Raw genomic sequence first — 23,370 nt, 5'->3', positions numbered from 1 at the left:
CCGTGCATCAGTACGCCCCCTGCCCGTAGAGCACCGCGCGCAGCGTCTTCCACAAGATCACCGTGTCCAGGGCGAGCGACCAGTCCTCCACGTACCGCAGGTCGAGGCGGACCGCCTCCTCCCACGGGAGGTCGCTGCGGCCGCTGATCTGCCACAGACCGGTGAGTCCGGGCTTGACGAGCAACCGCCGCCGGATGTCCGGGCCGTACTCGGCGGACTCCTCGGGTAACGGCGGCCGCGGGCCGACGAGCGACATCGAACCGGTGAGCACGTTGAGGAGCTGCGGGAGCTCGTCGATCGAGTACCGGCGCAGCACCGTGCCCACCCGGGTGACCCGCGGGTCCCGGCGGAGCTTGAACAGCGGTCCCGCGCCCTCGTTGCGGTCGGCGAGCGCGGCCCGCGCCGCGCCGTCGGCCCCGGTGACCATCGTGCGGTACTTGAGGATGGTGAACTCGCGGCCGTCCTTGCCGACCCGGCGCTGGCGGTAGAACGCCCCGCCCCGGCTGTCCAGCATGACGAGCAGCGCGACGAGCACCATCAGCGGCGCGAACAGGACCAGCAGCACCGCCGCGCCCAGCCGGTCGACGACGCCCTTGATCGCCCGGCGGCCGCCGGTGAAGGCCGGCATGCTGACCCGGAGCAGCGGGATGCCGAGCACCGCGTCGACGTGCAGCCGGGGGCCGGCCACCTCCATCAGGACGGGTGCCACGACCATCTCGGCGTCGCTGCCTTCGAGGTTCCAGGCGAGCCGCCGCAGCCGCTCGGGCGACCAGTGGGCGTCCGGGGTGACCGCGACGACCCGGTAGCCGTCGTGGCGGACGTGCTTGGCGACGTCCGACAGCTGCCCGACGACCGGCACCCCGTCGAGCAGGTCACCGTCGAGCCCGCGTCCGTCCGTCGTGCAGACCGCCTCCACCCGCCAGCCGATGTGCGGGAACTTGCGGGTCCGGGTGATCAGATCGCGTACGGTCGCGGGGCTTCCGGCGGCGAGGACCGGGCGCAGACAGCGCCCTTCCTTCCGCTCCCGGTGCAGCCAGAGGCGCAGCAGATACCGCGCGGTCATGGTGACCAGCGCGATCGCGGGGATCGCGACGAAGATCCAGAGCTTGATGTTGCGCGAGGTGAGCGCTATCCCGCCGAGCGCCAGGACGACGACCACCGTGAACAGGGAGCGCCCGAGCCGGCGGAACTCCTCGGCGCCCTGGCCGAGTACGGCCGGCGTCCACGAGCGGTTGACCGCGAGCGCGCCCAGGACGAGCAGCTGGGTGCCGAACGCGAGTATGCCCCATTTCTCATGCCAGTTGGCCGCGTCCCGGGCCCCGAAGAAGTCGCCTATCGCCGTCACCACGAAGGCGGTGGACACGGCGTCGCTGATGATCACGGTACGGCGGTAGCGCTGCTCCCAGTCGAGCGCGGGCCGGCCTATCGCCCCGTCCGTCAGACGCTCGTGCGCCGACGGAAAAGGGCTGACTACTCCCCCTTGCCGCACAGAACCCCCCAGGTCCCAGTGGTTCGACGTGTCCGCCCAACACTCCCCCGGAAGCCCGCGCCCTCCCCGGCGCCGGCATCCCGGCTCTTCTCAGAGCTGTGCACACGGGGGCCGGTCCGCACCCCGGGTGCTCCCCGCACCCGGGGCCCTTCCGGGCCCCCGGAACTGATCGTCCCCATGGCTGTCGGCGGGGACGTGACTACTGGCTTTCCGCAGCGCCGGACCTGTGGTGAACGAGTGGTCGCCTCGTGTCCGATCACCCGAAGCACGGTCAATCTAGAGCATCGAGGACCGGAATGAAGAGGGAATGTGTGAAATTTGTGCCCGACGTTCGAGGCTGGCCGGATCCGCCGATCGGTGACCGGTTATGGGGCCTTGATGCCGCTGCGTCCTCTGGTAACTCGCCACCACCCAGGAGGCGTTCGGAGCGGATGTGATCAGCGTCACGCGCGCGCCCCGTGATGTTTCCCGGTGCGGATCCGCTGGGTCACCCGGCGGCTTCCGCCACTCCTACGGGGAAGGTGGTCATCAGTGGACTGCGAGAGCCTGGCGTTGCGCGCGGACGGCATGGGGCGGCGTGCGGAGGAGTTCGTCGAGCGGGCGACCGCGAGGGCGCGGCTGCCGCTGGACTACTCCGTCGGGAGCCTGCGCGTCGTCGACCGGGTCGTCGACGGGCTGCGGCGGGGCGGCGCCGGGCGCGCGGACGTGGCCGGGACGCTGCTCGGCGTCGGGGCCTATGTGGGGGAGGTGCTGGTGCGGGAGGCCGGGGCCGTGTGGGTGGACCTGCCGGACGCGCACATGCTGCGGTCCGTCTTCGGGTACCCCGTCGCGGTGCGGATGCCGGACGGCCGGGTGTGGAACCCGCTCGGCCGGACCGTGAACCGCTTCGAGATCGGGCCGAAGGAGTCCCTGTACCTGTACTTCCTCACCCTGCACGGCCGGCGGTCCGCCGGGTCGCGCCGCGTCCTGACCCGTGACCCCGACAGGGCGTCGGGAAAGGCCTGTTGACCGTCTGACAGGATGGACGTCCTCCGGTTGTTCCGTGGGAGTCCGGGTTCGTGGGTGTACGGGTGGTGAAGAGGGTCGGGTGGGCGAGGGAACGGGGCACGCGCCCGCCAGAGCACACGACCCCGAGCCCGAAGACCCGGCCGACCCTCAGAGCGACGCCCTGCCCGGCCTTGAGTGCGACGAGCCGTCCGGCCCTCAGGGCGACGCCCTGCCCGGCCCTGGACACGACGACCCGTCCGGCCCCGAGCGGGACGCCCGTCTCGCCGAGGCCGTCGAGCGGGACGCCCGTCTCGCCGTGGCCGTCGAGTGGGCCCGGGGCGGGGACGAGGCGGCGTTCGCGGAGGTGTACCGGATCGTGCATCCCGGGCTGTTCGGCTATCTGCGCGGGATCGTCGGCGAGGACGCGGAGGACGTCGCCTCCGACGCGTGGCTGGAGATCGCCCGGGACCTCGGCCGCTTCCGCGGCGACGGCGCGGGCTTCCGGGGCTGGACCGCGACCATCGCCCGCCACCGGGCCCTCGACCATCTGCGGCGCGTACGGGCTCGGCCCCGCCCCACCCGGTTCGACCAGGACCTGTTGGAGCTCCCGGCCGCCGGTGACGCGGCGGGCGAGGCGCTGGACGCGCTGTCGACGGAGGCGGCACTCGCCCTCATCGCGGGTCTCCCGCGCGACCAGGCCGAGGCCGTGCTGCTCCGCGTCGTCGTCGGGCTCGACGGCCCCGCGGCCGCCCGAGTCCTCGGCAAGCGTCCCGGTGCGGTACGGTCCGCCGCACATAGGGGATTGAGGCGGCTCGCGAGACAACTCAAGGGGAGAGGGAGGTGACGGATGCCTGACGAACTGCGCGACGGAGAACCGGCCGAGCTGCTGAGAGCCGCCCTGCGCGAGGGAAGCGTCGCCGGGGGAGAGGAGGGCGCTCTCGCCGCCTTCCGGGAGGCCCGTGACGCGGGGCTGCACACCTCACGGCCCACCCGCGACCGCGACGACTGGACCCCGGTCGCGGAGCGGCCGCGTTCCCGCCGTTCGCTGAAGACGGCCGTGGCCGCGCTGGTCGCGAGCGTGACCCTCGGCGGCGTGGCCGTCGCCACCGGCGACCTCCCCGAGCCCTTCCCCGGCACCACCGCCCAGCCCCCCGAACCGAGGCCCACCACGCGCTCGGCTCCCGGCCCCGACTCCGCTCCCGCTCCCGCTCGCGCGAAGCAGGGTGCGACAGCGGAGGCGAACCGTTCCGCGCCGGCGGGCACGACCGCTCTGCCGCGCCCGGAGAAGGATCGCCCGGAGCTCCCCGGCAGCAGCCGTGAGGCCCTCTGCGATGCCTTCGAGAAGACGGAGGGGAAGGCCAAGGGGACGGGGAAGGGCATGGCGAGGACCGGAGCGCTCCCGTCCGTCGCGCGGCAGCGGCTCGTCGCGGCCGCAGGCGGCGAGGAGTACGTGTCCGCGTACTGCGGCCACGACCCCCGCCCCGCCCGTGACCCGTCCGCCGTGCCCCGCCCGCACGACGGCACGGGCCGCGGTGACTCCTGGGACAGCCCCGGCAGGGGCGACGAGCGCTCGCGCGCCGACAGGCCCTGACGGCATCGCCTCAGATCCGGGGAGTCAGAGGTCGAACTCGTGCGGCGGCAGGTCGAGCGTGAAGCACGCCTCCCGCACCACGGCCTGCTCCGTCTTGTCGAAGTCGCCGTCAGCGCCGCCGATGACGATGCCGATCTGGACGACGGCCCGGGCCTCGGCCGGCTTCTTCTTCGCCTTGGCGATCTCCTGGAGCACGCTGACCTTGCCGAAGTCGAAGTCGGCGGTGAGCTTGTCCAGGTTGGCGTCGAACCGGCGCTGGAGGTCGCTCGCGTCGAAGTTCTGCAGCACCTCGTTGGTCGCGATGAGCTGGGCGACCCGACGGCGCTCGGCGGGGTCGATCGTTCCGTCGGCGGCGGCGACCAGCGCGCACATGGCCATGCTCGCGTCGCGGAACGCGCCGCTCTTCAGGTCGTTCTTCTTCGCCACCAGCTGGGTCTGCATCCCCGATGCGGATTCCTTGATGCGGTCCCACAGAGCCATGGTCGAGTACTCCAGACGTCGATTGTTTCTACGGACTTGTAGAACGTAGCGGTGGAGCCCGAGGTTCCCGGGACGTGAGAAGTCGTCAGAACCGGGCCCGTGCCGCACTCTTGTGGACCTCGCCCCTTTCAATAAAATGTCACACACCACACAAGGGAGTCCTTCATGGCCCAAGCGCACATGCCCGCCCCCCGCCCCCACCCCTGGCACGGGATCATGGTCGCCACCGCCCTCCCCTTCCGCGCGGACGGCACCGTCGACCACGACGCCTACGCGCGGCACGTGGCCCGGCTGATCGCCGACGGCTGCGACGGCGTCGTCCCCAACGGCTCCCTCGGCGAGTACCAGACCCTCACCGACGCCGAGCGCGCCCAGGTCGTCCGTACCGCCGTCGAAGCCGCCGGAGACGGGGCCAGAGTCATGCCCGGCGTCTCCGCGTACGGCAGCGCCGAGGCCCGCCGCTGGGCCGAGCAGGCCGCCGAGGCCGGCTGCGGCTCGGTCCTCCTCCTGCCGCCCAACGCCTACCGCGCCGACGAGCGCTCCGTACGCGCCCACTACGCCCAGGTCGCCCAGGCCGGACTGCCCGTCGTCGCCTACAACAACCCGTACGACACCAAGGTCGACCTCACCCCCGCCCTCCTCGCCCGCCTCCACGCCGACGGCGCCATCGTCGCCGTCAAGGAGTTCAGCGGCGACGTTCGCCGCGCCTACGAACTCGCCGAACTCGCCCCCGGCCTCGACCTGTTGGTGGGCGCCGACGACGTCCTCCTCGAACTCGCCCTCGCCGGCGCCGTCGGCTGGATCGCCGGCTTCCCCAACGCCCTCCCGCGCGCCTGCGCCACCCTCTACCGCGCCGCCGTCGCAGGCGACCTCGCGGTCGCGCTGCCGCTCTACCGCGCGCTGCACCCGCTCTTCCGCTGGGACTCCAGAACCGAGTTCGTCCAGGCCATCAAGCTCTCCATGGACCTCGCCGGCCACACCGGCGGCCCCACCCGGCCGCCCCGCCTCCCGCTGACGCCCGAACAAGAGGCCGTCGTACGCGCCGCCACGGAGAAGGTCCTCGCCGACGGCCACGCGTAAATCCCGTCATCCACCCACCAGAAGGGGCCCCATGCGCACCCGCCACGTCTACCACGCTGTGGACTCCCACACCGAAGGCATGCCCACCCGCGTCATCACCGGCGGCTTCGGGATCATCCCCGGCGCCACCATGGCCGAGCGGCGGCTCCACTTCGTCGAGCACCTCGACCACGTCCGCACCCTCCTCATGTACGAACCGCGCGGCCACGCGGCGATGAGCGGCGCGATCCTCCAGCCGCCCACCCGCCCCGACGCCGACTACGGAGTCCTCTACATCGAGGTGTCCGGCCTGCTCCCGATGTGCGGACACGGCACCATCGGCGTCGCCACCGTCCTCGTCGAGACGGGCATGGTGCCGGTCGTCGAACCGGTCACCACCGTCCGCCTCGACACCCCCGCGGGGCTCGTCAGCGTCGACGTCCGCGTCGAGGACGGCCGGGCCCGCTCCGTCACCCTCACCAACGTGCCCGCCTTCTCCGTCGGCCTCGACCTCAAGACCGACGTCCCCGGTTTCGGCACGGTCACCTACGACCTCGCGTACGGAGGCAACTTCTACGCCTTCGTCGACCTCGACTCCCTGGGCCTGCCCTTCGACCGCGCCCACAAGGACGAGCTGCTCGCCGCCGGGCTCGCCGTCATGGACGCGATCAACGCCGGCCCCGACCGGCCCGTCCACCCCGAGAACCCCTCCTTCGCCGGCGTCAAGCACGTCTACCTGACCGCCCCCGGCTCCGACGCGACCCGCTCGCGCCACGCCATGGCCATCCACCCCGGCTGGTTCGACCGCTCCCCGTGCGGCACCGGCACCAGCGCCCGCATGGCCCAGCTGCACGCGCGCGGACTGCTCGCCCCGGGCACCGACTTCGTCAACGAGTCCTTCATCGGCACCGAGTTCACCGGCCGGATCGTCGGCGAGACGACCGTCGGAGGGCTGCCTGCCGTCGTCCCGGCCTTCACCGGCCGCGCCTGGATCACCGGCACCGCCCAGTACTTCCTCGACCCCGACGACCCGTTCCCCGCCGGCTTCCTGCTCTGAACCCCCTCAGGGACCGTCCGGCCAGAGAAACGTGACATTGTACGATGCTCCTCCGTGACATCTCGGAGGACGCACGATGGGTGACCTGAAGCAGTACGGCCTCGTCAGAGCCCAGGAACGGCTCCGCGACCAGGTCGGCCACGCCCTTCGCGCCGCCCTGATCGCCGGGGAACTCCGCCCCGGCCAGGTCTACTCGGCCCCCGGCCTCGCCGGAGACCTCGGCGTCTCCGCCACCCCGGTCCGCGAGGCCATGCTCGACCTGGCCCGGGAGGGCCTGGTCGAGCCCGTCCGCAACAAGGGCTTCCGCATCACCGAGGTCAGCGAGCGGGACCTCGACCAGTACACCGAGCTGCGGACCCTCATCGAGGTCCCCACCATCGGCCGGGTCACCCGCAGGGCCACCCGGGAGCAGCTGGAGGAGCTGCGCCCGGTCGCCGATGAGATCGTCTCGCGCGCCCGCGAGCACGACCTCATCGGCTACCTGGAGGCGGACCGCCGCTTCCACCTCGCACTGCTCGCCCTCTCCGGGAACGAGCGGCTCGTCGAGACCGTCGGAGACCTGCGCAAGCGCTCCCGGCTCTACGGCCTGACCGGCCTCGACGAGGCCGGCAAGCTCGTCTCCTCCGCCGAGGAACACCTCGAACTCCTCGACCTGATGATCGCCGGGGACGCGCCCGGCGCCGAGGCCTGTATGCGGCGCCACCTCGGCCACGTGCGCTCCCTGTGGGCGGACGCGGACGCGGAGGCGGACGCCGGTCAGGCCTGACCGGAGGCCATGTCCACGGAGGGCGGCCCCTCCGGCGGGACGATCTCCCGCTTGAGCACCTTCCCCGTCGGGCCCTTCGGGAGCGCGTCCGTCAGCCAGATCCGGCGCGGGTACTTGTACGGGGCGAGCCGCTCCCGCACGTACGCGCGCAGCTCGTCGGGGGAGACCCGGCCCCCGGGCCGCAGGACGACCGCGGCCGCGACCTCCTGCCCGTGCACCGGATGCGGGACGCCGAGCACGGCCGCCTCCGCCACGCACGGGTGCAGGTGGAGGACCTCCTCCACCTCCCTCGGATACACGTTGAACCCGCCCCGGATCACGACGTCCTTGACGCGGTCGACGACCCGGAAGTCGCCGGACGCGTCCCGGGTGCCGAGGTCCCCGGTGTGCAGCCAGCCGTCCCGTACCGCCTCGGCCGTGGCCTCCGGGCGGCGCCAGTACCCCTTCATCACGTTGTGGCCCCGGATGACGAGCTCGCCGACCTCACCGTCCGGGACCTCCTTGCCGTCCCGGTCCACCACCCGCATCTCCACCCCCTCGACGGGGATGCCGATCGTGCCGGGGGAGCGCGGCCGGTCGATCCGGTTCACACAGGCCAGCGGCGACGACTCCGACAGGCCGTACCCCTCAAGGACGGCGCACCCGAAGGCGGACTCGAAGCCGGTCAGCACCGCCACCGGGAGGGGCGAGCCGCCGCACAGGCAGACCCGCAGCGACGAGACGTCGTGCACGGCACGGTCCGGGTGCCGCAGCAGCAGCCCGTACATGGTGGGGACACCGAGGAAGACCGTGACCCTGTCCCGGGCGACGAGCGCGAGCGCGCCCGCCGGGTCGAAGCGGGCCATGAGGGTCAGACAGGCGCCCACGGCCACCGCGCAGTTCAGCCCCATCACCTGCCCGAAGGAGTGGAAGAGCGGCAGCCCGCCGAAGACCACGTCCGAAGGGCCGAGCTCCAGGACCCGCACGCCCTCGTCGACATTGCGCCGGATGTTGCGGTGGGTGAGCTCCGCGCCCTTCGGCGCCCCGGTCGTGCCGGAGGTGTAGAGCACCACCGCCGTGTCCCCGGGAGTACGGGAAACGGCCTCCACGCGCGCGTGGCCCGCCAACAGCGCGGTGAAGGCGGCCGGTTCGACCACCAGGTGCGGGGTGCCCGCGAGCCGGGCCCCCTCGGCGGCCGCCCCGCCGTCCCCGTGCCACGACAGAATCAGCGCGGCCTCGGCGTCCGCCAGACAGTGGCGGACCTCGCCCGCGCGCAGCAGCGGATTGAGCGGGACGACGATCCCGCCCGCCCGCAGGACGCCGTAGTAGAGCACCGCGAACAGCGTGCTGTTCGGCAGCATGAGGGCCACCCGGTCACCCGGCCCCACCCCGCGCGCGTGGAGCAGCGCGGCGGCCCGGCCGGCCAGGTCGTCGAGCGCGCCGTACGTCAGCGTCTCGGCGCCGAGCCGCAGCGCGCCCCGGTCGGGATGCGCGCCCGCGCTCCGGGCGAGCAGCGCGGGAACCGTGCCGTCGTCGACGCTCATCACAGGTACTCCTTCGCTCACGCCCGGGCCTCCGACCGGGTGCCGGTGGCCTGCCCCTCGCCGGCGTCGCCCGTCGCCGGGAACCGCGCCCACGCCGCGATCCGTTCCACCAGGCCCGTGTTGTGCCGGATCCAGCGGAAGTGGTCGAGCCGCCGTCCGCCCGCGTCCGACGACCGGTAGCTCCAGCGCTCGACCCGCGCCGACGGGAGCTTCGCGCACAGGTGGTCCACGGCCCGCGGCGGTGCGAGCGCGTCACCCTCCACGTCGACGGCGAGCACCGGCAGGCCGACGCCCCGCAGCGCCTCCTCGTAGTCCGCGGCCGCGCCCCGGGCCCCGTACCGCCCGGTACGCATCTGCCGCGCCCAGTCCCGCATCACGCCCACCGACTCCCGCCCGCCGAAGCCGAACCGCCGCCCCGGCCAGTACCCGAGCAGCTCCGCACCGGCCACGCACAGCAGACTCCGTATGAGCCACCGCACCCCCGGCCGGGGATCCGCCCCCGTACCGAGCGCGCGCCACCACGCCGAACCGCTCGCGACCAGGACGACCCCCGCGACACGCGGCCGCAGCAGACCGCAGTGCACCAGACCGAGCTGGCCGCCGAGACTGTGCCCCAGAAGCAGCCTCGGCGCCTCCGGGAAGGCCCGCTCGACGGCGTCGAGGACCGCGCCGATGTCGTGCTCGACGAGCTCCCGGTAGCCGAACCGGACCCCGCGCACCGGAACCGGGGTGCTCTCGCCGTGACCCCGCAGGTCCGTCGTCACCACCGTCGCGCCCCGCCGGTGCAGCGCCCGTACCAGCGGCGTGTAGTGGCGGGCGGCGGTGCCCATCGCGGGAAGGACGACCACGACCGGGGCGGTCGGCTCGGGCCGCGCGTGGACGCGGACCACGAACGCGGCGCCGTCCGGGGCGGTGAGCTCGGCGAGTACGGGGAAGGGGGAGGTCTTCACCGGCTCACCGCGTCCGCGAGACGTCTTCAACGGCTGTCCGCGTTCGCGAGACGTCTTCATCGGCTCTCCGTGTCCGCGTGACGACCTCATCGGCTCTCCCCGCCCTCCAGGCGCCAGCCGATCACGCCCGCCCCCCACGTGACGCCCGCCCCGAACGCCGCCACCCCCAGCAGGCCCGTCGGGCCGAGGCGGCCCTCCCGCCAGGCCTGGTGGAGGGCGATCGGAATGGAGGCGGAGGAGGTGTTGGCGACCCGGTCGACATTGAGGTACAGCCGCTCCGGCGGGACACCGAGCTCCTTGCCCACCGCCCGTACGATCCGCGCGTTGGCCTGGTGGGCGACGAACAGGTCGACGTCGTCGGCGGTCAGCTCCCGCCGCGCGAGGACGTCCCGGGCCGCCTCGCTCATCCGCTCCACCGCCTGCACGAAGATCTCCGGGCCGTCCATCCGCAGCTTCCGGTCGTACCGGTCGGCGTAGAGCAGCGGAATCAGATCCCCGTCCGAACCGAGCCGGAACGCCGGCTCGGGACCGTCGCCCCTGCCCACCTCGGTCAGGACCACCGCCCCCGCGCCGTCGCCGAGCAGCACCGCCGTCGACCGGTCCTCGTGGTCGGTGATCCGGGTCAGCGCCTCGGCGCCGCAGACCAGGACGGTGCCCGCCCGGCCCGACTCGATCAGGGCGACCGCGTGGTCAAGGGCGTACACGAACCCGGCACAGGCCGCGTGCAGATCGAACGCGGCGGCCCGGTCCGCCCCGAGCCGGGCGGCCACCTCCACGGCGAGGCCCGGGGTGGCACGGTCGGGGGTCGTGGTCGCCACGACGACGTGCCCCACCTCGCGCGCGGTGCGCCCCGACTGGGCGAGCGCCGTCCGGGCCGCCGCCAGGGCGAGGTCGGCGAGGTGCCCGTCCTCCGGCAGGAAGTGGCGCTGCCGGATGCCGGTCCGCTTGACGATCCACTCGTCGGAGGAACCGATGGCGGCGAAGTGGCTGTTGGGCACGGCCCGTTCGGGCAGCGCGGAGCCGACGCCGACGATCGCCGCGGTCATGAGCGGTCCTCCTTCACGAGCGGTCCTCCATTGCGTGCGGTCGCGCTTCCCGCGCGGTCGTTCTTCACGTGCGGTCGTCCTTCACGTGCGGTTGTTCTTCATGCGCAGTTGTTCTCCATGCGCAGTCGCGCTCCACGTGCGGTCGTTCTTCATGCGCAGCCGTTCTTCACGTGCGGTCGTCCTTGCCCGCGCGGGGCTGCGCGCCGATGCCCGGGGGTTCGCCGACGGCGCCGACCCCCATCCGGACGGCGTGCATCCCCCCGTCCGCGTGCACGATCTCCCCGGTGACCGTGGCCGCCAGATCCGACAGCAGGAACAGGACCGGGCCGACGAGCCGCGCCGGATCGGCGCGGCTCCAGCCGAGCGGCGCCTCCTGCTCCCAGCGGTCCGCGATCCGGTCGAACGTGCTGACGGCCCGCCCGGCCACGGTCTCGACCGGGCCGGCGGCCACGAGGTTGACGCGAATGCCGGAGTGCCCGAGATACAGCGCGAGATAGCGGCAGACCGCACCGAGCGTGGCCTTCCCGACGCCCATCCAGTCGTAACCCGGCCACGCCCCGGACGAGTCGAAGTCGAGCCCGACGACACTGCCCCTGGCCCCGCCCGCACCCCCGCCCTCGCGCAGCAGCGGGGCGAGCGCGGTGGTCAGCGAGTGCAGCGAGAACGCCGCCGTGCGCAGGGCGAGCGTCGCGCTCTCCACGGGCGTGGTGAGGAAGTTGCCGCTGAGCGCGGACTGCGGGGCGGCGGCGATCGCGTGCAGGACACCGTCCACCGCGCCCCAGCGGCGCTCCAGCTCCTTCGTCAGCGCGTCGAGGTCCTCGGGCCGCGTCACGTCCAGCTCCAGGACGTCGGCCGGGTACGGAAGGCCGGACGCCGCCGCCTCCGTGATCCGCCGGGTCCGCCCGAAACCCGTCAGCAGGACCTCCGCGCCCGCCTCCTGGAGCGCCCGCGCGGTGTGCCAGGCGATGGAGTCGTCGTTGAGGACCCCGGTGACCAGATAGCGGCGCCCGGCGAAGCCGAGCAGGTCGGGGACGCCGTGGGGATCGCGGGACGCGCGCATCAGGACCGCCCTTCCACGGCCAGGACCAGGGCCGCGTTGTGTCCGCCGAAGCCGAACGAGGTGGAGAGCCCGAACAACCCGCCCGCGCCCGCCCGCGCGGTGAGCTTCCTCGCCGTACGCACGAGGTCGAGCGGACCGAGCGCCGGGTCCGGACGGCGCAGCCCCGCCGTCGGGGGCGCGACGCCGTGCCGCAGCGCCTGGAGGGTGGCGATCGCCTCGACCGCGCCCGCCGCCCCGAAGAGGTGCCCGAGGGCGCCCTTCCCGGAGGACAGCGGCAGCTCCGCGAGGACCTCGGCCCCGAGGACACCCCGCAGGGCCTCGCACTCAAGCCGGTCGTTGAGCGCGGTGCCGGTCCCGTGCGCGTTCACGTACGCCAGCTCCCCGGGCGCCACCGACGCCCCCCGCAGCGCGAGCGACACCGCCCGGCCCGCCGGCCCGCCGCTCGGGTCGGGCGCGGTGACGTGATGAGCGTCGGAGGTCGCCCCGTACCCCCGTACGACTCCGAGGGCCTCGGCCCCGCGCCGGGCGGCGCCCGCCGCCGTCTCCAGGACGAGGATCCCGGCCCCCTCGCCGATCACGAAGCCGTCGCGGTCCCCGTCGAAGGGACGGGAGCAACCGCTCGGGGAGAGCGCGCCGGCGTTCGCGAAGGCGGCCGCCACCAGCTCCGACGAGGAGGCCTCGGCACCGCCGACCACGACGGCGTCGGCCGCGCCCGAGGCGAGCAGCCGCATCCCCGTACCGACGGCCTGGGCGCCGCTGCTGCACGCCGACGCGACACACAGGCTCTCGCCGTGGAACCCGTGCCGCATGGAGAGATGGGCGGCGGCCGCGTTCGCCATCATCTGCGGGATCATCAGCGGCGACACGAACCCCGCGCCGTCCCTCCCGTACACCTCCCGCTGCGCCTCGAAGGAGGCCGTGCCGCCCAGCCCGCAGCCGATGACGCAGGCGACCCGCTCGGGCGGCCAGGGCGACGGCGCGCCGTCCCGCTTCCCGGCCTGCGTCAGGGCCTCCTCGGCCGCCACAAGGGCCAGCTGGGTGAATCGATCGGTGCGGCGCACCAGGTTCCGCGGCAGGTGGTCGGCGGCCGTGAAGTCCGCGTGCCGGACGGCCGGATGGGAACCCGCCACCGCCACGTCCCCGGCGACGGCGCGCTCGTGGAGCACGCCGGCGCCGACGCCGAGCGGGGTGACCGCGCCGAAACCGGTGACGACGACCTCCCGGCCCTGGCGCGGATCACTCAACTCCGGCCTTCTCGTAGCACAGTTCGAGGATCCCGCCGACGGTGTCGATCCCGTCGAAGTCCTTGGTGCGGACGGGGACGCCGAGGTCCCGCTTGACGGACTGCGCGAGCTCGACCATGTCGAGCGAGTCGATCTCCAGATCGTCGAGCGCGGCCCCGGGCACGACGTCGGCGGCGTCGACGCCCAGCTCGACGAGGGCGTCGGTGATGAACTGCTCGATGGAGGCGCGGTCCAGCGTCGTGGACACCGCGGATGTCGCTGAGGTCTCGGACATGACTCTCCCATGAAGTACGAGGTACGAGGTAAGGGGCCGGGGCTGCGGTCAGGGGGTGATGAGCTTCGAGGCGTGGTACGGGGACCAGTGCCACTGCCGCCAGTAGCTCTCCGCGATGTCCACCCACTCCTCCAGGCGCGCGGCGCTGTCCAGGAAGCGGGAGGCGCTCACCACCAGCCAGCTGTAGACGGCCTGGCTGTCGCGGCAGCCGCCGCAGTCCCCGGACGTGCAGCAGAACTGCAGCGACTCGTAGTCGGCGCCCCAGGCCGCGAAGCCCGGGATCACCGGGTTCCCGTTGGCCACCCGCTCCTCGTGGTCGGGGTGGTCGACGCTGAGGCTCGGGCACACGTCGTACCCGAAGCGCGCCCCCCAGTGCGAGGTGCCGGTGATGAGGCTGCGGATGAAGTACGGGTGGCTGACCACGGCCTCCGGATACGCCTCCTTGACCCGCAGGGCCTCGTCGAGGACGCGGCGCTCGTTCGCGATCCGGATCGGGTTGTCGGAGCCGTGCTCGCTGTAGAAGTTGAAGGTGACGATGTTGCCGTTCTCGGCGATCCTGCGCACGGTCGGTTCGAGGTACGGCAACCCGGCCTCGGAGAGCGCGAAGATGAACAGCACCCGCGGATCGTCCTTGTAGTGCGACAGCGCCGTGTCGAACAGGCCGGTGAACTTCGAGCCGTTGACCCGGATGGCCCGCAGGTCGTCGTCGAGCGGCCCGCCGCCGAAGATGCTGACGGCCACGGCGATGTGCTCGAAGCCCTGCACGGGCATCGGACGCAGACCGTTCGTCGAGATCGTGATGTACGGCAGCTCCTCGACGAAGGCCTCCACCCGGCGCAGCACCAGGGTCGGCTCACCGCCGATGAGGGTGGCCTGGTTGACCCCCTCGTCCCGCAGCCGGCGGGCGAAGGCACGGATCCGGTCGAGGTCCGAGAGCTCGCGCACGGCGGTGTCGAAGCCGCCCTCGAAGTACCAGCAGCCCTTGCAGCGGATGTTGCAGGTGTTGGTCAGGTGCACCTCGCACGAGCGCACCTCCCGGCCGAGACGGCGCAGCCGGTGCAGACGCTCGGCGAGATCGGGACGTTCGGCCAGGAGGGCGGCGGTGCGCTCCTTCGCCTCACGGCGGCCGAGCGGGCGCGGGGTGATGGTCAGGGGGGTGGCCATGGGGTGCGGACTCCTCGGTCGGACGACTGCTCGGTGTCTCGTGCGCGCTGCTGCCCGGCCCTCTGGGGCTCCTCGGGCTGCTCGGGGCTGTTCGGAGCGACTCGTGGCTCTTCGGGTCTGCTCGGCCTGATCAGGCCTGCTGGTGTCTGCTCGGGTCTGCTCGGTCTACTCCGGGACCTTGAGGCCGAGGCCCTCGATCCGCGGGGTGACCTTCGCCCGCCAGATGTCCCGCGCCTCCCCGTTGGTGGTCTGCCGGAGACCGAAGCGGACCGCGAGCTTCGACCGCTCCGAACGCGCGCTCCCGAAGATCCGGTTGAATCCCGGCCACAATCGGTCGAGCCCCTGCTGGAGTTCCTCGCGGCCCTCCCCTGTGCGGGCGAGATTCCGGCAGACACGCGCGCCGTGCGCGATGTGCACCTTCTCGTCGAGAATGATCGTGCGCACCGCCTCGGCCCACGGCTTGTAACTGCTCTGCGCGAATTCGGAGATCATCACCATCGCGGTCTCCTCGCCGATGTACGAGAAGATTCCGCGCTCGGCCCAGGTGGTGCACGTGTGGAACTCGTGGCCGGCGAAGAGATCACGGTCGGCGAGCCGCTGCTGCTCCATGTAACCGGTGTCCACGCCGACGCCGGCCAGGATCCTTTTGCCGATCTTGTAGTGGTCGTACTCCTCGACGGCACGCTCGGCGCACACCTGCCGTTCCTCGGCGTTCGGCGCGAGCGGCAGGAACACCTGGATGTAGTCGTCGGCGCCGGACAGTTCGCCCTCGGTGTTGACGATCATTCCCCGGACGGCGATCTCCCGGTAGTCCTCGGGCATGGCGAGGAATTCCTCGGGAGTACGGACGACGACCGCCTCGTCGACGGGAACGGAAGATGCCATGGTGATCCACTCGCCTCGCTCGTTCGACTTCGACCCGAAAGACCGCTGACATCGCGGTGGTGGAGCGGTCGAACGCTATCCACGGCACAGCCGTCCATCAATGAGACCGAGGACCGGAATGGCCGATTTCCCCGAGTCGTCCACGGCGCGCGGAGAACCGGATCAAGAACCGGTCGCGGCGCGTCGGACAAGAGGGAGGAAGATCACCCCGCCCGCCCTCTCCCGAAGCGACCAGCGCGAAGGAGAGGAGGAGGGGAATCCTCCGAATTCACTGCCGGCGGCCGGATTCACACGGCCCGCAGAGTGGCCGAATCATGGCCGAATCAGGTACGGAGCAAACAGGCGGCAGGCCGCCGACTTGCCCGGAATTCACCCCGCGTGAGGGTCCGGAAGAGTGTCAACTCGGCCACGCCGGACGGGAATCGAACGACCTGGACACCGTCTTGAATCTCTATATGCTGGCGCCATGCTTTCTGCCGCCTCCGCGCCCGCGAACGCCACCTCCACCACCCCCTCCGTGCCCGCGCCGGCCACCACCTCACGGCTGGCCAACGTCGGCTCGTCGCCGGTACGGGAGATCCTGGCGCTCACGGCACGGCCCGAAGTGATCTCGTTCGCCGGAGGCCTGCCCGCCCCCGAGCTGTTCGACATCGCCGGCATCCGCACGGCGTACGACCGGGTCCTCGCGGAGAACCCGCAGACCGCCCTCCAGTACTCGACGACCGAGGGCGACCCCGACCTGCGCACCGCCATCGCCGACCGGCTCACCGCGCGCGAACTGCCCACGGACGCCGACGACCTGCTCATCACCACCGGCTCGCAGCAGGCCCTCACGCTCCTCACCACCGCCCTCGTCGAACCCGGCAGCGTCGTCCTCGTCGAGAACCCCTGCTACCTCGCCGCCCTGCAGACCTTCGGCTTCGCGGGCGCGCGCGTCGTCCCCGTGCCCACCGACGACCAGGGCCTCATCCCGGAGGCCCTGGAGGAGATCGCGGCCCGCGAGAAGGCCACCCTCCTCTACATCGTCCCCACCTTCCAGAACCCCACGGGCCGCACCCTCCCCGCCGAGCGCCGCCACGCCGTCGCCGAGGCCGCCGCGCGGCACGGCTTCTGGATCGTCGAGGACGACCCGTACGGCGAACTGCGCTACGACGGCGAGCGCGTCCCCGCCATCGCCGCCGACCCCGTCGCGGCCGACCGCACCGTCCTGCTCGGCTCCTTCTCCAAGGTCATGGCCCCCGGCCTCCGCCTCGGCTTCCTGCGCGCCCCCGCCGGTCTCCGCCGCGCCTGCGTGATCGCCAAGCAGGCCGCCGACCTGCACACCTCGACCATCGACCAGGCCGCAGCCGCCCGCTATCTGCGCGACAGCGACCTCGACGCGCACGTCGCGGTGATGCGCGCCGCCTACCAGGAGCGCAGGGACGCCATGCTCGACGGCCTGCCGGGCGCCCTGCCCGAGGGCAGCCGGTGGAACAGGCCGGAGGGCGGCATGTTCATCTGGGCGACCCTCCCCGCGGGCCACGACGCCACGGCCCTCCTGAAGACGGCCGTCGGCCACGAGGTGGCGTACGTGCCGGGTGCGCCGTTCTTCTGCGGCGAGCCGGACCCGGGCGCGATGCGGCTGTCGTTCACGACGCACTCGGCCGACGAGATCAGGGAAGGCCTCCGCCGACTGGCGAAGAGCTTCGCCTGATGAGGGACACGGGGAGCCCGATACGCGGCACGCGGACGCCGGATCCGGCCTCTGCGTCCGACGTGGCGCAGGCCCTGGATCCGGCCTCTGCGTCCGACGTGGCGCAGGCCCTGGATCCGGCCTCCGTGTCCGCCGCGGTGCGGGCCCCGGACCCGGCTTCCGCGCCCGCTGTGCTCCCGCTGTCGCCGGACGAGCTCAACGCGCTCGTCCAGCGGCAGTTCCCCGACTACGCGGCCTGCCGGGTCACCGACGCGAGCGGGACGCACCTGCTCATGGAGGCCGACGGCGCCCGGCTCCGTACCCGCCCCGGCGGCACGATCTCCGGCCCCGAGCAGGCCGGACTCGTCGACCTCGCCGCGTTCCTCCTCATCAACGCCCGGCTCGGACGACCCACTCCGATGGCGCTCACCACCTCGCTCCAGATCAGCTACCTCAACCGCCCCCGCCCCGGACTGCTCAGGACGCACGCGCGCATGGCCAAGTTCGGCCGGCGCCTCTGCGTGGTCCTCGCCGAACTCAGGGACGAGGCAGGCGATCTGGCGGCCTCCGCCACCGTCACGTACTCCGTCCCGCCCGCCCGCGCAGGTCAGGGCACCGGCTGACCAGCGGCCGCGCGCGGACCGCCCCCCGGGCCATCACCTCGTGTCGTTGTTGGGCCGAACGGGTGAGGAGCGGGAGGATGGACCCATGAGTAGGTACGAGAGGTACGACGTCACCGACGAGCAGTGGGAGGGCCTCGCCCAGGTCCTGCCCCTGCGCGGCCGTGACGAATGGCCGTCCAGGGTCGACCACCGCACGATCCCCGAGCAGTACGAATCCGCCGAGCAGCGCCGCATGGTCGTGCTCCGCGTGCAGGTCTTCGCCGACGCCCGTGAGGTCGCCGAGTACCTCATCGCCCAGATCCCGGTGCTCCTCGATCTGACGAGCGCCGACACCGAGGTCGCCAAGCGGATCCTCGACTTCAGCAGCGGCGTCGTCTTCGGCCTCGGCAGCGGGATGCACCGCGTCGACCGGAACGTCTTCCTGCTGGCCCCGGCCGGCACGGAGGTCGAGGGCGCGGAGGGCGGGGACGGGGAAGAGGTCGTCGGCGGCAGGACCGCCGGCGTCCCTCGATCGTAGGAAGGTCATCTTGCCGTAACGGTTCGTCAGGGAATGGTCTGCGTACGGTCCGGGCATGGACCTCACCGGCGGCTCCACGTTCGCCCGCGCGTCAGACACCCCCTCCTCCGACGTCGTTCCTTCCTCGACTTCTCCGTCCTCGGTTCCCCCTTCCTCGGTTCACTCTTCCCCGGTTCACACTTCCTCGGCCGACTTCTCTTCGGTCGGCACTTCCTCCGCCGCGCCCGCTTCCGCCGCCCACGTGTCCGGGCCCCGCGGTTCCGGCCCTCGTGTCGCAGGCCCGCGTGTCGCAGGCCCGCGTGTTGCGGGGCCCGGCGCCTCCGGGCTTCGCGTCTCGGGACCCCGTACGGCGGGACCCCGCGCCTCCGTCCCCGAGGCGCGGGGCCCGGTCGCGGCGGAGGTCCGGGGCGAGCCGGGCCGGGGCGGACCGGGCCGGGGCGGACCGCTCACCGCCCGGCCCGCCGTCACCGAACTGCGGCTCTCCGCGTTCGCCGCCCACCGTTCCGCCGTGCACGCACTCGGCCCCGTCACCCTCTTCGCCGGGCCCAGCGGCAGCGGCAAGTCCACCACCCTGCGGGCGTACGAGGCGCTCGCCAGGCTCGGCGCGGGCGACCCGCTCGACGAGGTGTTCCCCGACGCCACCGACTGCGTCCCCGAGCGTGCCCGGCCCGACGCCCAGGGCCGACGCGGCTTCCGGATCGGATGCACGGTCGACGGACCCGAGGGCCCCGTCCACCTGGACCTCGCCGTGCAGGCCGAGCCCCGGCTCCGTATCGTCGGCGAGCGGCTCACCGGCCGGGGCCGCACCCTGCTCGCCACCGCGCTCCGCGACCCCGGCCGCAACACCGTCCAGGCCGCGTGGCACACGGCGGGCAGCACCCCCGTCACCCGCGCCCCGCTCCCCGACGACCTGCTCGGCACGGCCCTGCTTCCCCTCCGGGTCGCGGGCAAGACCCAGGGGCAGCTGGAGGTCCTCGCCGCCGCCGAGCAGGTGGTCATCGGCCTGCGGTCCGCCTTCGCCTGCGACCCCCGGCCCGAGCGGATGCGGGCCCCCGTACCGCCGGGCGAGGGGCGGCTGTGGCGCGGCTGCGGGAACCTCGCCGAAGTCCTGCACCGCACCCACACGGACTGCCCGCGCCGCCACCACCGCCTCGCCACCGTCGCCGGGGCGGGCTGCGCGGGACCGGTCACCGGAGTCGGCGTCCAGGAACTCCCGGAGGGCACCGTCCGCGCCGTCCTCGAACGCGGCGGCCGTCCCGCGACCCCGCTCGGCCGCCTCGGCGACGGCGAACTCCGCTACCTGGCCCTCGCACTCACCCTGCTCACCGGCCCCGGGGTACTGGAGATGGACCGGATCGCCGAGGTGCCGGACGCCATGCAGAGCCTGACGCTGCTCGCCGACGACCTCGACCGGGGCCTCGACGGCCGCCAGGTGGGTGAACTGCTGCGGCTCGCGACGGGCATCGCCGCCGACGGTCACATCCGGGTGGCCGGGACGGTCGGGGAGCGGGCGGCGGGGGAGGCGCGCCGGACGCCCGGGGTGACGGTGGTAGACCTGAGCGGGTGACGGACGACAACGATGTGGCGGGGCTCCAGCGCAGACTGGCCGAGTTCGCGGCGGCCCGCGACTGGCAGCCCTTCCACACCCCCAAGAACCTGGCCGCGGCCCTCAGCGTGGAGGCTGCCGAACTCCTAGAGATCTTCCAGTGGTTGACACCGGAGCAGGCGGAACGGGTGATGGACGACCCGGAGTCGGCGCACCGGGTCGCCGACGAGGTGGCGGACGTGCTCGCCTACCTCCTCCAGTTCTGCCAGGTGCTCGGGGTCGATCCGCTCGCGGCGCTCTCGGCCAAGATCGACCGGAACGAGGTCCGGTTTCCCGTCCGGAGGCGGGGCGGAGGGAGCGAGGAGGGGTTCACGGACGCCGATACGAACGAAGATCGTCACTCTTCGGAGTGATCGACTTATCCCTGTCAGGCTTCCTGTCCACAGATTTCCGAATTCCTCTGGTGTTGAGGCTCAGTCGGCCTCACTCTGGGTAGTGGAGTGAGTGGGCAGTAAGTCGTACGAACGGGGGCGGCGTTGATGGAAGCGGAGCGACTCATCGCGCTGGGCCGGCAGGTGCTGGCGGAGAGCGGGACAGCACAGGACATCGTGGCGGAGGCCTGGCAGGCGCAGGCGCTCGCCCAGGCGATAGGGCGTCACCTCGCGCTCTGCGGACCGCAGGAGCTGCGCGGCGAGGCGCGGGGCCTGAGCGAGATCGGGGAGTACCCGGCCTGGGGCTCCGGAGGCCCGCGCGCGGGCCGGCTGACCGAAGTGGCGGACCCGTGCGGGGCGTTGACCGCGCTCGGGGAGCTGCTCGGCGAAGTGGGGATCGCGCTCGTGGGAGTGGCCTGCGCCACCGATGAGGAAGGGCTCTACTGGCAGTGCATCGAGGCGATCGACGCCGCCGACGAGTCGAGCGACCGGGTGCGCGGGATGCTGCGACGCCTGGCCGTGCGCGACGGGGAGCGCGCCCGCCCGCCCGACCCCGCCCGGGGCCGAGCGGGCCCGAGCGGCCGGAACCCGTCGTGGTAGCGGGGCCGCCGGCCCCCGTGGTGCGGCTCGCGTCAGGGCTCGGGGTCCGGAGAGGGGGTCAGGCGGTCGGACGTGGACTGGAGGTCGGCGTCCAGCTGGGAGAGGTCGGCGGAGAGCGCCGCCATCAGCTCCTCCATCTGCTGGAGCAGGCCCTTGGGAGCCTCGGCGCCCTTCTGCTCGGGCACGGACTGCGGCACGGAATGTTCGGGCACGGCCCGCTCCGGCGCGGCTTCCTGGGACATGGCGGCCTCCTCGGCCCGGGTCCCGCCGCCGAGGACGGGACCATGAGGGAGACGCACCGGCAGCGGCCGCCGGCACGCGGGCCGGGCGGTCCGGCTCCGCCCGAGCCAACGACGGGTGCCGGGCCCCGGTCACTGGCCAGGGAGGACGCGCCCCGCCACGGGGACGGATATTCACCCGCCCGAGCCGGTGCGGACGGGGAGCTGACGGCGAGGTTGACACGCACCCGACGGTGCAGGATGGAGGTATGGACCTTCGCATCTTCACCGAACCCCAGCAGGGAGCCGACTACGAGACCCTCCTCGCGGTGGCCCGGGCCACCGAGGAGCTCGGATTCGACGCCTTCTTCAGAACCAGTATCGTAACTACCAGGTGAGCCCCTAGGATCCGTTCATGGAGCTTGTGCACCTGGGGAACAAGGCTGAAGACGACATGATCAGGGCCGTCAGCTACGAGCGGCAGAGTCACAAGAGCGAGACGGACAGCCAGGCGTCCCCGAAGATGCAACGGGACAAGTCCGTCGCGTACATCAACTCTCAGGACAACTGGACCCACGTCGACACGGACTATTCGGACGTGGGCCTGTCCGGGTATGACCCTAACGTGGTGCGGCCCGGCTTCGAGCGCCTTATGGAGGACGCGAGGGCCAAGAAGTTCGATGTGGTCGTGATCTACATGCTCTCGCGACTGACCCGTCAGGGGGCCGCGGAGGCGCTCAAGATCCAACAGGAGTTGGCCAAGCACGGTGTCGCCCTTGTGTCGACGCAGGAGCCCTTCATCAACACGTCGGACGACAACCCGTTTGGCGTGGCGTTCTTCGCCCTTATTGCCGGCCTCGCGCACCAGGAGTCGACGAACAAGTCCAAATTCATCAAGGATGCCTTCGCACAACTGAAGGCCCGGGGGTCTCATTCGTCAGGGCCCGTTCCGTTCGGATTCACGGCGGACACCACTCAGGTCGACGGTCTGACGATCCGCATCCTTTCCCCGGGGGAGCGAAGCACTGAGCCGCCCGGCCCGACAATGACGCCGGCCGATACCGTGGAACGTATCCTGACGAAGGCGGAGGACGGCGCCAATCCGACGGCCGTCGCCTCCCAACTGACGGAAGCGCGTGTGCGGACACCGCTGGCCAGTCTCGACGAGGAGAAGGCCACCGCTCTACGCCAGGCGTCACAGAGACGGCGCAAGAGCGGTTCCGGCGACGGAGCGGACTACGAATGGTCTGCCACCGTCGTAACGAGGTTACTGCGGGACCCGCGCCTTGCAGGGTTCGCAATCGGCCCCGTGGATCAGAAGACGAAGCGGCGTCAGATCCTTCGCGACGAGACCGGAGACCCGGTACGGCCGCACACGGGGTTCCGCGAGCCTGCGGCGTGGTACGCGATCCAGGCGCAGTTGGACGGCCGCGCGATGACGGTGCGCCGGGACAGGGTCGGAGGCCGCACGTTCCTGGGGTCGTGGGGGAAGCTGCGGTGCGGACTCTGCGGGTCTGGGCTGACCGTCGCCAACACTGCTGGCGCATATGTGTGCAACCTGCGTCGAAGCGTTGGCGATGTCCCGAAGCATGTGGTGCGCGTTCCGCAGGTGGACGCAGACGAGATCGTCGCGGAGCGTGTGTGGGCCAGGATCTCAGCGCTTGACCCGTCGGACCCCGACGACATGGAGCTTCTGTCTGTGGCAAGCGCGCGGTTCGCCAAGCAAGGGGCGAACCCTGAAGCCGCCGCAGAGCTGGCGGAACAGGAAGCGCAGTTGGAGCACGTCCAGCAGAGCATCAAGGAGCTCGCAGAAGACCGGGAGTCCTACCAGGGGCCGACCGCGCGTGCAGCCTTCCGGGACACGATGAAGAAATACGCCGACCACGAGGAGCGCTGCGTGGCGCGTATCGCAGAGCTGACAGCGTCGACCTCCGTCTCCACACGGCTGCCCATTGACGAGTGGGTGGAGCACTCCGACGGCAATCCGTTTGCAGAGGGCGGGATCTGGTCTCGTTGGGACGTCGACGAGCGACGCGCCTTCCTGGACATCTTCGTCGACCACATCACTGCCGCATCCGCGCGCACGAAGCGAGGAACCACCCGTCAGCGGACGGACGACAGGCTCGGCATCGTGTGGGCCAAGCCCGTTGAAGAGGCCGAAGAGGTAACGGGTTGATAACGAAGATGG

24 protein-coding genes and 1 pseudogene are annotated in these 23,370 nt (G+C 72.3%); 14 read left to right on the top strand and 11 right to left on the bottom strand.

What is annotated here, in order from left to right; translation table 11 throughout:
- Positions 1-7 precede the first annotated feature (7 nt).
- Positions 8-1,489 carry a sugar transferase gene (locus ACZ7HT_RS20585; protein WP_471167630.1) on the bottom strand — a complete coding sequence of 494 codons (1,482 nt, stop codon included), beginning with the start codon at positions 1,487-1,489 and terminating at the stop codon, positions 8-10.
- Positions 1,490-2,056: 567 nt separating this feature from the next.
- On the opposite strand from ACZ7HT_RS20585, the gene ACZ7HT_RS20580 reads away from it, so the two are divergent.
- The 3 genes from ACZ7HT_RS20580 to ACZ7HT_RS20570 all read left to right on the top strand — a co-directional run bounded on the left by ACZ7HT_RS20580 (position 2,057) and on the right by ACZ7HT_RS20570 (position 4,067).
- Positions 2,057-2,497: a hypothetical protein gene (locus ACZ7HT_RS20580; protein WP_471167731.1), complete on the top strand. Its 441-nt coding sequence runs from the start codon at positions 2,057-2,059 to the stop codon at positions 2,495-2,497.
- 295 nt (positions 2,498-2,792) lie between these two features.
- Positions 2,793-3,320, top strand: coding sequence for an RNA polymerase sigma factor (locus ACZ7HT_RS20575; protein ID WP_471167727.1), 528 nt, complete (start codon positions 2,793-2,795; stop codon positions 3,318-3,320).
- 3 nt (positions 3,321-3,323) lie between these two features.
- Complete coding sequence (locus ACZ7HT_RS20570; RefSeq protein ID WP_471167628.1) at positions 3,324-4,067, top strand: hypothetical protein; 744 nt, start codon at positions 3,324-3,326, stop codon at positions 4,065-4,067.
- A 24-nt stretch (positions 4,068-4,091) separates the two neighbouring features.
- Here the strand turns inward: ACZ7HT_RS20570 and ACZ7HT_RS20565 are convergent, their stop codons facing one another.
- Positions 4,092-4,547, bottom strand: coding sequence for a tellurite resistance TerB family protein (locus tag ACZ7HT_RS20565; RefSeq protein ID WP_471167625.1), 456 nt, complete (start codon positions 4,545-4,547; stop codon positions 4,092-4,094).
- A gap of 165 nt (positions 4,548-4,712) precedes the next feature.
- Here ACZ7HT_RS20565 and ACZ7HT_RS20560 point away from each other — a divergent pair, with 165 nt between their 5' ends.
- From ACZ7HT_RS20560 to ACZ7HT_RS20550, 3 genes are all read left to right on the top strand, one after another.
- On the top strand, positions 4,713-5,627 hold the full coding sequence (locus ACZ7HT_RS20560; protein WP_471167622.1) for a dihydrodipicolinate synthase family protein: 915 nt from the start codon (positions 4,713-4,715) through the stop codon (positions 5,625-5,627).
- A 31-nt stretch (positions 5,628-5,658) separates the two neighbouring features.
- On the top strand, positions 5,659-6,663 hold the full coding sequence (locus ACZ7HT_RS20555; protein ID WP_471167620.1) for a proline racemase family protein: 1,005 nt from the start codon (positions 5,659-5,661) through the stop codon (positions 6,661-6,663).
- 76 nt (positions 6,664-6,739) lie between these two features.
- Positions 6,740-7,429, top strand: coding sequence for a GntR family transcriptional regulator (locus tag ACZ7HT_RS20550; protein WP_471167617.1), 690 nt, complete (start codon positions 6,740-6,742; stop codon positions 7,427-7,429).
- Here ACZ7HT_RS20550 and ACZ7HT_RS20545 read toward each other — a convergent pair.
- From ACZ7HT_RS20545 to ACZ7HT_RS20510, 8 genes are all read right to left on the bottom strand, one after another.
- Entirely contained in the window at positions 7,420-8,952 is a 1,533-nt protein-coding gene (locus tag ACZ7HT_RS20545; protein WP_471167614.1) for a long-chain-fatty-acid--CoA ligase, read from the bottom strand. The genes ACZ7HT_RS20550 and ACZ7HT_RS20545 overlap by 10 nt on opposite strands.
- Positions 8,953-8,969: 17 nt before the next feature.
- A complete protein-coding gene (locus ACZ7HT_RS20540) occupies positions 8,970-9,902 on the bottom strand; it encodes an alpha/beta hydrolase family protein (protein ID WP_471167612.1) in 933 nt (310 codons plus the stop codon).
- 86 nt (positions 9,903-9,988) lie between these two features.
- The gene (locus ACZ7HT_RS20535) at positions 9,989-10,948 is read right to left on the bottom strand and encodes a beta-ketoacyl-ACP synthase 3 (RefSeq protein ID WP_471167609.1); all 960 of its coding nucleotides are present in this window, start codon (positions 10,946-10,948) and stop codon (positions 9,989-9,991) included.
- Positions 10,949-11,114: 166 nt separating this feature from the next.
- Positions 11,115-12,008, bottom strand: a complete 894-nt coding sequence (fabI, locus tag ACZ7HT_RS20530; protein WP_471167605.1) for an enoyl-ACP reductase FabI — start codon at positions 12,006-12,008, stop codon at positions 11,115-11,117.
- On the bottom strand, positions 12,008-13,252 hold the full coding sequence (locus ACZ7HT_RS20525; RefSeq protein ID WP_471167602.1) for a beta-ketoacyl-[acyl-carrier-protein] synthase family protein: 1,245 nt from the start codon (positions 13,250-13,252) through the stop codon (positions 12,008-12,010). Before ACZ7HT_RS20525 ends, fabI begins: the two co-directional genes overlap by 1 nt.
- Positions 13,245-13,526 (bottom strand): acyl carrier protein, encoded by a 282-nt coding sequence (locus ACZ7HT_RS20520; RefSeq protein ID WP_471167599.1) that lies wholly within the window; start codon positions 13,524-13,526, stop codon positions 13,245-13,247. Before ACZ7HT_RS20520 ends, ACZ7HT_RS20525 begins: the two co-directional genes overlap by 8 nt.
- Before the next feature lie 48 nt (positions 13,527-13,574).
- Positions 13,575-14,690, bottom strand: coding sequence for a radical SAM protein (locus tag ACZ7HT_RS20515; RefSeq protein ID WP_471167597.1), 1,116 nt, complete (start codon positions 14,688-14,690; stop codon positions 13,575-13,577).
- Positions 14,691-14,855: 165 nt separating this feature from the next.
- Positions 14,856-15,575, bottom strand: a complete 720-nt coding sequence (locus ACZ7HT_RS20510) for a Phenylacetic acid catabolic protein (protein ID WP_471167594.1) — start codon at positions 15,573-15,575, stop codon at positions 14,856-14,858.
- A 466-nt stretch (positions 15,576-16,041) separates the two neighbouring features.
- Between ACZ7HT_RS20510 and ACZ7HT_RS20505 the strand changes: the two genes are divergently transcribed.
- The 6 genes from ACZ7HT_RS20505 to ACZ7HT_RS20480 all read left to right on the top strand — a co-directional run bounded on the left by ACZ7HT_RS20505 (position 16,042) and on the right by ACZ7HT_RS20480 (position 20,964).
- Complete coding sequence (locus ACZ7HT_RS20505) at positions 16,042-17,268, top strand: aminotransferase-like domain-containing protein (RefSeq protein ID WP_471167591.1); 1,227 nt, start codon at positions 16,042-16,044, stop codon at positions 17,266-17,268.
- The gene (locus ACZ7HT_RS20500) at positions 17,268-17,870 is read left to right on the top strand and encodes a PaaI family thioesterase (protein ID WP_471167588.1); all 603 of its coding nucleotides are present in this window, start codon (positions 17,268-17,270) and stop codon (positions 17,868-17,870) included. Before ACZ7HT_RS20505 ends, ACZ7HT_RS20500 begins: the two co-directional genes overlap by 1 nt.
- Before the next feature lie 85 nt (positions 17,871-17,955).
- Positions 17,956-18,387 (top strand): cell division protein SepF, encoded by a 432-nt coding sequence (locus tag ACZ7HT_RS20495; RefSeq protein WP_471167586.1) that lies wholly within the window; start codon positions 17,956-17,958, stop codon positions 18,385-18,387.
- A gap of 472 nt (positions 18,388-18,859) precedes the next feature.
- Positions 18,860-19,954 carry an AAA family ATPase gene (locus ACZ7HT_RS20490; protein WP_471167724.1) on the top strand — a complete coding sequence of 365 codons (1,095 nt, stop codon included), beginning with the start codon at positions 18,860-18,862 and terminating at the stop codon, positions 19,952-19,954.
- Positions 19,951-20,346, top strand: coding sequence for a nucleotide pyrophosphohydrolase (locus tag ACZ7HT_RS20485; protein WP_471167583.1), 396 nt, complete (start codon positions 19,951-19,953; stop codon positions 20,344-20,346). The genes ACZ7HT_RS20490 and ACZ7HT_RS20485 overlap by 4 nt, the downstream gene beginning before the upstream one ends.
- 126 nt (positions 20,347-20,472) lie before the next feature.
- Positions 20,473-20,964 (top strand): DUF6099 family protein, encoded by a 492-nt coding sequence (locus ACZ7HT_RS20480; RefSeq protein ID WP_471167580.1) that lies wholly within the window; start codon positions 20,473-20,475, stop codon positions 20,962-20,964.
- A gap of 32 nt (positions 20,965-20,996) precedes the next feature.
- Here ACZ7HT_RS20480 and ACZ7HT_RS20475 read toward each other — a convergent pair whose 3' ends face one another.
- Positions 20,997-21,206, bottom strand: a complete 210-nt coding sequence (locus tag ACZ7HT_RS20475) for a hypothetical protein (protein ID WP_471167578.1) — start codon at positions 21,204-21,206, stop codon at positions 20,997-20,999.
- A 245-nt stretch (positions 21,207-21,451) separates the two neighbouring features.
- On the opposite strand from ACZ7HT_RS20475, the pseudogene ACZ7HT_RS20470 reads away from it, so the two are divergent.
- Both ACZ7HT_RS20470 and ACZ7HT_RS20465 read left to right on the top strand, forming a co-directional pair.
- Positions 21,452-21,559 (top strand): annotated as a pseudogene (locus ACZ7HT_RS20470) (LLM class F420-dependent oxidoreductase); the annotation flags it as partial.
- Positions 21,560-21,597: 38 nt separating this feature from the next.
- Positions 21,598-23,358: a recombinase family protein gene (locus tag ACZ7HT_RS20465; protein ID WP_471167576.1), complete on the top strand. Its 1,761-nt coding sequence runs from the start codon at positions 21,598-21,600 to the stop codon at positions 23,356-23,358.
- Positions 23,359-23,370: the final 12 nt, after the last annotated feature.

The organism is Streptomyces sp. NPDC037410, from assembly GCF_055602235.1.
The sequence above is the reverse complement of the archived record's forward strand: the minus strand, read 5'-3'. Positions and strand labels throughout refer to the sequence as shown.